Genomic DNA, 7,763 nt, shown 5'->3' with positions numbered 1-7,763 from the left:
ATTTCAGGGCTACGCCCCTGTTTTTTAAATTTTCGTTGTTTTTCTACGGAGATTTTAGGGCTACGCCCCATTATTACCGTAGCATAAGGGGCGTAGCCCTGTATTCTTCGTAGCAAAAAAGGGGCGTTAGCCCTGTATTCTTGGTAGAAAAATGTATGTAGATAAAAAGGGGCGTTAGCCCTGTAATCTTTCCTAATCGTAACATTCAAACAAATATGTTGCATCATATTCAATTTCAAATTTTTTTAATAGTAACAAGTATTCGTCTCGGGAAGATTGTTTTTTATGATGTTCTGGTTGGTTCAAAACATAGTTCACTACTTTGTCGATATGCGATTTTGAATAGGTAAAAGCCCCATAACCATCTTGCCACGAAAATTTCCCCATCCCGATTATCGGGATTCATTCAGCCATTTTGACGAACCCGATTTCACTTGTTCCATTAGTTTAGAAGGCGAAATTGTTGGGTGCATTCCCACAAAAATATGGGTATGGTCTGGATTGCAATAAATTGCGTATGTTTTACATTTATGGTTGGTAACAATTCCACACATCACTTTTTCCAATTCATCTCTGAATGATTCTTTGATTAGGTTTTGCCGCCCTTGTATCGAAAAAACGAATTGGATGTATAATTGTGTGTATGTATTTGCCATTGTTGTAATGATGTCAGGGCTACGCCCCTGTTTTTTTTTAAATTTCCATTGTTTTTCTACCAAGATTTTGGGGCTACGCCCCATTGATTTAGGAAAATGACCCATATCCTTCTTGCCAGGCAAACCTACCTTTAAATTTCCATTGTTTTTCTACCAAGATTTTAGGGCTACGCCCCATTGATACCTTAGCACATCAAAATTATATTTACCCTCCGCTTCTATTCGAATACCCACATCCTAAATTTGTCCAATTTTTGTATTAAATTTAATCTAATGGGGACAAACAAACATTTGAAAGCAAATAAAATTGATAGTGAAGATATAGCACTAATACACAGTCATTCCCCACTAATAAAGTGAATCATCAGCCAATGGCAGTGTAAAAATCACTGTAGTTCCTTTGTGTTCTTCACTTTCAATATAAATTTCACCACCATTTTGGTTGACAAAATACTTCATTAGGACAAAATGTACTAATACCAATCCTTCCTTTATAAAGTTAATAATTATCCAATAACAAAAAAACTGGTTGATGTTAAATAATAGTTGTAAGTAATGCTAAAATTCGGAAAACCTATAACGTGAAATCAGTCAAACATTTGGCACATTTGCAAGCCACATTTGCTACATTTGAATTTACACAGAATTTTTTAACTTTACTATATTACAAAAGATGATTATGGAAGAAAATATTTTTGATACCCTTTTTAGAACTATTCCCTTAGCTGTGATAATCATTGAAAAAGAGAATATGAATTTTTTAAAGGTAAATCCGGCTGCCACATCTACCCTCGGTTATTCTGAAAATGAATTACTAACGATGAGTATGAAAGATATTGTTAGTGGAGCAGACATCAACGAAATCCTAAACAATTTAAATGGAATTCCTGAAAAAGAAACTGTAACCTTTTTCATTCAAAATATAAAGAAAAAAAGTGATAAAATTGATTTTCAAGTCACCGCTTGTAATATAATATATAAAAACAAAGACTGCATATTAAAATTTGCAAAAGAAACAACTGCACTATTTTTTGAGGAATTGTTTAATTCCTCTCCTTTTGCAATTGCATTTTTAAATGGAAATGAACAAATTAATGCAGTAAATAAGACTTTTGAAAAAAATTTCAATTTTTCTACTGATGAATTAAAAAATAGAACCCTGCCTCAAACCTTTATACCTGAAGAATACTTTGCAGAACACCAAGAAATGACAGAAAAAGTAAACGATGGGCAATATGTTCAGCTTCAGACAAAAATAAAAACAAAAGAGAATGAATTAATGGATGTTTTGGCTGTAAAATTCCCTGTTATGATTGACAAAAAAATCAAAGGCTCTTACGCCATTTATTTAGATATATCAGAAGAGAAAAAAGCACAGAAAGAACTCAAAGAGCTATATTCAGAACTTGAAAGAAGAGTTTCGGAAAGAACTAAAGTTTTAGAATCTGCATATAGCAGACTTGAAGAAATCAATGTTGAACTTGAAGAAGTCGCAAAGTCTAAAGACAAATTTATTTCTATTATTTCACACGATTTAAGAAATCCTGTTTCTGCCATAATTTCTACTTCTGAAATTATGATTAAAAATGCTAAAACACTTGAACAGGAAATGATTTCGGATTTTACTAAAATAATCAACAGAGCTTCGGTAAAAATTATTGATCAGCTCAACGAACTTGTAGCGTTGTCAAAACAAAAAACAAAAAAAATAAACTTCGACCCTCAAAACCGGAATTTATATGAATTAGTTTCCCTGTCAACAGAACTCATAATAGAAAATGCTAAACAAAAAGAGATACAAATTATTAATGAAGTAGATAAATCTTTTCAGGTTTGGGTTGACCCGTTTTTAATAAGGTCAGTTTTTCAGAACCTTGTAACTAACTCTGTCAAATTTACTCCAAAGGGAGGCAGAATTATAGTTTCTGCTCTTAAAAAAGGGAATTCGTTTATCCAGGTTTCAATAAAGGATACAGGTATTGGAATGTCTGACGAGGATAGCAAAAAATTATTTAGTGATGAAGCTGTTATAAGTAATTCAGAACCTGAAAAGGGCAAATCTACAGGCTTGGGTTTAATTCTTGTAAAAGACTTTATTAAAAAACATAAAGGAAAGGTTTGGGTTGAAAGTGAGTTGGGAAAAGGAACTACTTTTCATTTTACATTACCAATTGGAAAAGCTGACCATCAGCCCAACTCTTAAAGCAGCCCCACTTGCCTCATAGCTGCTTTGAAATTTGCTATTTTGACGTTCCTGAAAATTTTTGCCACCTCATAAAAAATAATTTGCAGTGTTTGTGCCTAAAACAAACAGACGGATGAATGGGAACTACCGGTTTTTTTAATTCAGCAATATCCAGAAAAGTTCATTCTGCATTCTAATTATCCAATAATTACAGGAAACGATATAAGTCACTTCTGAAAAGTATGCTGTAGTTATAAAGGTGAAGTCCCAAACATTCTAATTTCTTAAAGTGGAACCAAATTTTGAACATCTGAGATGGTTAATGGCTTATGTAAAAAATCTTTTACATAAGGGAACTTCATTGCTTTTTTATAATCATTAGGATCAACGCTTGAAGATAATATATATATGGGAATATCTTTAATTTCTGTTGGAAGTAGATCGAAAGCGGCTAAAAATTCAAACCCATCCATTGGATACATGTGAAGGTCCAAAAGAATCGCATTGGGTAAAATTTTAGAATTTTCATTCCCCTCTTTTAAATGTTTTATTGCTTGTGAGGCTTCTAAAACAATCATTTCTTTAACAATTCCCGATCTTTTAATTATTATTTTATTCATAAATAAAAAATCTTCATCGTCATCGATCATTAAAAGTTGGTGTATCATTATCTGCTTTTTGGGTCCACTCTTTTTTAATTTCCCCTACCTTAATAACCACAAATTGGGTTGCTTTTTTTACCTGTAAATTATTTCTCTGCCCTTTCCACACCATGCTAACCAGGCCTGTAGAGCATCCGGCAAGCTCTGCAACAAGCTTTTGCACAGTAATTTTATAATAATTTTCTAATTCTGTTGTGTATTCGGGGTTTTGCTGCATCTTTGTTAAATATAATTAACAGTTTTAAATATACATAAACAAAAATATTAAATAAAATCAACGTTTAATATTATTAATGTAATTTTTTTAAACAAATGCATAATTTTTCTTCAAGACTCAAGGAATTCATTGAATATAAGGGGCTTTCTTTTACTAAGTTTGGTAAAAAAATAGAGTGTTCTGCCAGCCAGATGACTCAGATGATAACCTATAAGAAAAATTTTGGGATTGATAAACTAATGAAAATATCGAACGTTTTTCCAGAATTGAATAGTGAATGGCTTTTAACAGGAAATGGCAATATGTTGAAAGATATACCTATTGAAGACACCACTTTGGATAATAATCCCCCAGTAAACATACCTCCACTTGCGACTGGTTTTAAATTAGACTCAAATGTGCGCAATAGCAATGAATTGTTGATTTTAAAACTCAACAAAGAAATCCGTTTTTTAAAAACTATCATTAATACTGTAAAAAGCCAAATAAAGGAAAAGGAAGAACTTATAACGATGATGAAAAACAATTTAAATTAAGCCTTTTCCTTTTTCAAAATCACTGAAAAAACTGATCCTTTTCCTACTTCTGACTTCAGTTTTATTTTACCACCTATTTTGTTGAGCATTTCTTGTACCAAAAACAAGCCCAATCCTGAACCAGTTGAGGCCGAGGATGCCCTGAAGAACATCATAAAAACTTTGGTTTGATTTAATTCTGTGGCCATTTCTTTTATTTGAAGGGTACTTTTAGTGAACGCCTGTATTCTGTTTTTTAATTGCTCCCAATTAACTGGCTCTACTATAAAATCATCAGAGAATGAAGATAAAAATCTAATGTTTAATGCCTGCTCTTTTGTAATAGCCAATATGATAATGTCCTTTGTGTTAGGCTGGGATTTTAATAATTTACAGGCAGCAGAAAATTCCGGATCATCACTTGTTAATATTAAATCGGGCTTTTCTTTGGCAATATTCTCTTTAAGCTTTATTGCTGAATCTATTAAAACAAGCTTCCATTTTTTTATTCCTTTTAAAAGCTGGGCAAGCTCTATAAAAGGCTTGTTTTTTTTCCCGGCTAATAGAATTATAGGTTTAGTTTTTATATTCAACATGATGTTGCAACTTTAATAAATTCATTTCCATTAAATTTACTGAAATTTTTCTAATAATTTCACTTTGAAAAATCGTCTTTAAATGGTTATTCAGTGATGATACAATTTTGTTAAATGAAAATTCTGATGATAAATCAGGCTTTGGTTTAATTCTTGTAAAAGAATTTATTAAAAAACATAAGCGAAAAATTTGGGTTGAAAGTGAGTTGGGAAAAGGAACTACTTTTCATTTTACATTACCAATTGGAAAGTGATTTTCTAAATTCAATGTTTTTTCTGAACTTAAAGCATAAAATACAATCACCATGGAGAAGCAGAAAGATTATTACCTGGCCCTTTTTGAAAAAAATCCATTGGCCATGATCGTAATTGACAAAGAAGATTTAAAATTTCTTAAGGTAAATGCCGCAGCCATTAAAGTATTATCCTATTCTGAAGAAAAATTGCTTGCAAAAACTTTTATGGATATTGTGCCTGAAGGTGAGCGGGAATTTTTGAAAGAACAGTTAAAAAAAGTTTCGGAAGACAAGGATATATATTTAAATACAAAAAACATTAAAGATGATGGCCAGGAGATAGATGTAGAATTGGTTGCCATACAAATAGAATTTAACAATAAAGCATGCATATTAAAAATTACCACAGATGTTACAGAGCAAAAAAAATCTAAGGCTGAGTTAAAAAAACTAAACACATACCTTGAGGAACTTTTTTATTCAGCCCCTTTTGCAATAGTTCTTTTAAATAAAAAAGAACAGATAATAAAGATCAACAAAATTTTTGAGGAAACATTTCAATACACTGCCAATGAAGTGAAAGATAAGAACCTTAAAGACTTAATAATTCCGGAAGGTTTTGTTATAGAATATAATGAAATTGTACAAAAAGTTAAAAATGGCAAATTTGACAGGCTTGAAACAAAAAGAAAAAGAAAAGACAATGAATTAATTGATGTGCTGGCAGTAAAGTTTCCGATTATAGTTGATGATGAATTTTTAGGATCTTATGCAATTTATTTAGATATATCATCCCAAATAAAAACCACAAATGAGCTTAAAGAGCTATACAAAACCCTGGAAAACAAGGTAAAAGAAAGAACCATTGAACTGGAATCGGCTTACGGGAGAATGGAAGAAATTAACGCTGAACTTGAGGAGATTGGTAAAACAAAAGACAAATTTATTTCTATCATTTCACACGATTTAAGAAACCCGGTTGCAGCCATTGTTTCTTCCTCTAACATTATCCTGAATAATATAGAAGCGCTGAAGAAGGATGAAATAAAAAATTTCTCAGGAATAATTAATACATCTTCAAAAAAAATAATTGAACAGCTCAACGAACTGGTGGAGTGGTCGAATCAGAAAACAAAAAAAATAATTTTTAATCCGCAGACGATAAATTTATATGAATTCGTTCTGTTCTCATTAAAATTGATTCAGGTAAATGCAAATCAAAAAAACATTGACATTGTAAATAATATTGATACTGATATTCTGGTAAAAGCAGATCCGTTACTGCTGCGTTCCATCTTTCAGAACCTCGTTACCAATGCCATAAAATTCACCCCAGAGGGTGGAAAAATCACCATTTCCGCACAAAAAAAAGAGAAAGGGTTTATTGAAATCTCCGTTGCTGATACTGGGAAAGGCATACCTGAAGAAATAAGAAGTAAATTATTCAGTAATGAAGCTTTTGTTTCAGAACAGAAAGATGAAGAGGGGAAACCGAAAGGTCTGGGCCTGATACTGGTAAAAGATTTTGTGGAAAAGCACAAAGGTGAAATTTGGGTGGAATGCAAACCTGAAAAAGGAACTACTTTTCATTTTACCTTACCAATTGGGAAGTGATTTTCTAAATTCAATGTTTTTTCTGGATTAAAGAATAAAATCAATTATAGCAAAAAACAATGGGGCGTAGCCCCAAAATCTTGGTAGAAAAACAATGAAAAATTTAAAAAACAGGGGCGTAGCCCTGACATCAGATTGAGCCCATGGTACGATTAGGAAAGATATCAGGGCTAACGCCCCTTTTTTGCTACACATACGTTTTGCTACGAAGAATACAGGGCTAACGCCCCTTATGCTACAGTAATAATGGGGCGTAGCCCTAAAATCTTGGTAGAAAAACAATGAAAATTTAAAAAAAAGGGGCGTAGCCCTAACATCAGATTGAGCCTATGGTACGATTAGGAAAGATATCAGGGCTACGCCCCTTTTTATTTACACATACATTTTTCTACGAAGAATACAGGGCTAACGCCCCTTATGCTACAGTAATAATGGGGCGTAGCCCCAAAATCTTGGTAGAAAAACAATGAAAATTTAAAAAAAGGGGCGTAGCCCTGACATCAGATTGAGCCCATGGTACGATTAGGAAAGATATCAGGGCTAACGCCCCTTTTTTGCTACACATACGTTTTGCTACGAAGAATACAGGGCTAACGCCCCTTAACGCCCCAGCACATCAAAATTATTTTAACCCCTCCCTCTCATTGATATAACTGAATCCCTTGCCATTCCGAATGGAGCGTAGCGAAATGAGGAATCTCTATCCTTTTCCCAGGACAACAGTGAATAGAAATAGGTAAATCATGTAACTTATTAATAGTATAACAGATTGCACATAAGGGGAAACTCATTCCTACATGATTACAGGAAATAATACTCTTTGGCTATCCTAATTCGCACTCAACGAATCTTCGCCACATAAAAACAATAATAAACCTAAATCGGGTATGTTATTTGTAAAAATTTAGAAAACAGTAAATAAAAAACCGTAGAAACAATTGTAGTTTGAATCAACTCAACATAGAAATGCCATTAAAAGAATATAATATCCACCCTGAGGCATCATTTGCAAAAAAACACCCTTCACCCTTATGTTTTTTATTCTTAGGTGGGCGCAAAGTGCATTTATTTAAAAGAGAGAT

The 7,763-nt window shown here is 32.6% G+C and carries 7 protein-coding genes and 1 pseudogene; 4 read left to right on the top strand and 4 right to left on the bottom strand.

Translation table 11 applies throughout. The annotated features are described in order from the left end of the window. Positions 1–192 precede the first annotated feature (192 nt). Positions 193–656 (bottom strand): annotated as a pseudogene (gene tnpA / locus H0V01_05545) (IS200/IS605 family transposase). A 679-nt stretch (positions 657–1,335) separates the two neighbouring features. Between tnpA and H0V01_05540 the strand changes: the two are divergent. Further along, on the top strand, positions 1,336–2,859 hold the full coding sequence (locus tag H0V01_05540) for a PAS domain S-box protein (GenBank protein MBA2582836.1): 1,524 nt from the start codon (positions 1,336–1,338) through the stop codon (positions 2,857–2,859). A gap of 266 nt (positions 2,860–3,125) precedes the next feature. On the opposite strand, the gene H0V01_05535 is transcribed toward H0V01_05540, so the two are convergent. After that, the gene (locus H0V01_05535) at positions 3,126–3,461 is read right to left on the bottom strand and encodes a response regulator (protein ID MBA2582835.1); all 336 of its coding nucleotides are present in this window, start codon (positions 3,459–3,461) and stop codon (positions 3,126–3,128) included. A 19-nt stretch (positions 3,462–3,480) separates the two neighbouring features. Continuing rightward, complete coding sequence (locus H0V01_05530; protein MBA2582834.1) at positions 3,481–3,720, bottom strand: hypothetical protein; 240 nt, start codon at positions 3,718–3,720, stop codon at positions 3,481–3,483. 95 nt (positions 3,721–3,815) lie between these two features. Here H0V01_05530 and H0V01_05525 point away from each other — a divergent pair, with 95 nt between their 5' ends. Next, positions 3,816–4,256 carry a helix-turn-helix transcriptional regulator gene (locus tag H0V01_05525; GenBank protein ID MBA2582833.1) on the top strand — a complete coding sequence of 147 codons (441 nt, stop codon included), beginning with the start codon at positions 3,816–3,818 and terminating at the stop codon, positions 4,254–4,256. On the opposite strand, the gene H0V01_05520 is transcribed toward H0V01_05525, so the two are convergent. After that, positions 4,253–4,831, bottom strand: a complete 579-nt coding sequence (locus H0V01_05520) for a hypothetical protein (protein MBA2582832.1) — start codon at positions 4,829–4,831, stop codon at positions 4,253–4,255. The genes H0V01_05525 and H0V01_05520 overlap by 4 nt on opposite strands. 71 nt (positions 4,832–4,902) lie before the next feature. On the opposite strand from H0V01_05520, the gene H0V01_05515 reads away from it, so the two are divergent. Both H0V01_05515 and H0V01_05510 read left to right on the top strand, forming a co-directional pair. Continuing rightward, positions 4,903–5,085 (top strand): hypothetical protein, encoded by a 183-nt coding sequence (locus tag H0V01_05515; GenBank protein MBA2582831.1) that lies wholly within the window; start codon positions 4,903–4,905, stop codon positions 5,083–5,085. A gap of 51 nt (positions 5,086–5,136) precedes the next feature. Beyond that, positions 5,137–6,681 (top strand): PAS domain-containing sensor histidine kinase, encoded by a 1,545-nt coding sequence (locus H0V01_05510; GenBank protein ID MBA2582830.1) that lies wholly within the window; start codon positions 5,137–5,139, stop codon positions 6,679–6,681. Positions 6,682–7,763: the final 1,082 nt, after the last annotated feature.

This window comes from Bacteroidota bacterium (assembly GCA_013696965.1).
Lineage (GTDB): Bacteria > Bacteroidota > Bacteroidia > JACCXN01 > JACCXN01 > JACCXN01.
This window is presented reverse-complemented; position numbering and strand designations above follow the sequence as displayed.